Annotated in this window: 1 protein-coding gene; it reads left to right on the forward strand. The window is 38.1% G+C overall.

Going from position 1 to position 1,402, the window contains the following annotated elements:
- Window positions 1-125 precede the first annotated feature (125 nt).
- On the forward strand, window positions 126-1,402 hold a 1,277-nt coding region (locus tag A7D23_RS00975; RefSeq protein WP_068882897.1), incomplete at its 3' end, for an IS1182 family transposase.

The following is a 1,402-nucleotide window of genomic DNA, read 5'->3' on the forward strand; positions in this document are numbered from 1 at the left end:
GAGGCCACTGAAAAAGTGGTACCTGAACCTCAAAAGCAAAAGAGCTGGAATTACGAAGAAAGAAGTAATTCCAGCTCTTTTTTGATACAATTAAATAGAGAAAAAACTTCAGCGCAGGTAATCATATGATAAAGAAACAAACAAGCCTGGCCTTAAGTCCCTATATGGGCATATACGATTTGATCATACCCAAAGATAATTTATTGCGACAGATGAACGAATTAGTGGATTTTAATTTTATCTACGACGAGTTGGTTAATGTCTATTGTCAAAATAATGGACGAGGTGCAATAGATCCAGTTCGGATGTTCAAATACCTTTTACTAAAAAGCATTTTCGACATATCAGATGTTGATGTGGTGGAGCGATCAAAATACGATATGTCATTTAAATATTTTCTTGATATGACACCGGAAGAAGAAGTCATTGACCCCAGTTCACTGACCAAGTTCAGAAAGCTACGGCTCAAAGATACAAACCTGCTGGATCTATTGATCCAAAAAACAGTTGGAATCGCTTTGGAAAAAGGTATTATAAAAAGCAAAGCCATCATAGTAGATTCTACCCATACCCAGGCAAGATACAATCAAAAATCACCTCGGGAGCATTTAATAGAATGTTCTAAGAGGCTACGCAAAGCCGTCTATGCCATAGATGATAAGATGAAAGAGCAATTCCCGGCAAAAGTTAATAATGGCTTACTGGAAGATGAACTAGCGTATTGCCAAAAACTAATAACGGTCATTGAAAACGCAGAACACATTTCCGGTTACCCTGCTGTAAGAGAAAAACTAAATATGCTAAAAGAAGTGGTTGAGGATGACCATGAACAATTAGCCTTAATGTCAAAGGATGCCGATGCCAAAATGGGTCATAAAACAGCGGATACAGCCTTTTTCGGATATAAAACTCATCTAGCCATGACGGAAGAACGGATCATAACTGCCGCAGTTGTTACATCAGGAGAAAAACATGACGGGAAACAACTTCAGGCCCTGGTAGAAAAAAGTGAACAAGCAGGAATTGAAGTTACAGATATCATTGGTGATGCAGCCTATTCCGAAAAAGATAACATCGTATATACGAAAGAAAATAACATCAATCTGGTTTCTAAGCTGAGTAAAACAGTGACACATCAACAATCGAACCGAATAAATCCCAATATATTTGAATTTAATAAAGATTGTCAGATGTATGTTTGTCAGGCTGGACATATGAGCTTTAAAAAGACAAGCACCCGGCCTAAAAAACATGCTAAAGACGGTACAGGAACGGTAGAATCCTACTTATTCGACGTGGAAAAATGCAAAATCTGCCCCTATAAAGCAGGCTGCTATAAAGACGGGGCAAAAACCAAAACATATTCTGTAACGATAAAACACCACACGCATGAAGAACAGGC

This window comes from Dehalobacter sp. TeCB1 (assembly GCF_001707455.1).
In the GTDB taxonomy this organism is placed as follows: Bacteria; Bacillota; Desulfitobacteriia; order Desulfitobacteriales; family Syntrophobotulaceae; genus Dehalobacter; species Dehalobacter restrictus.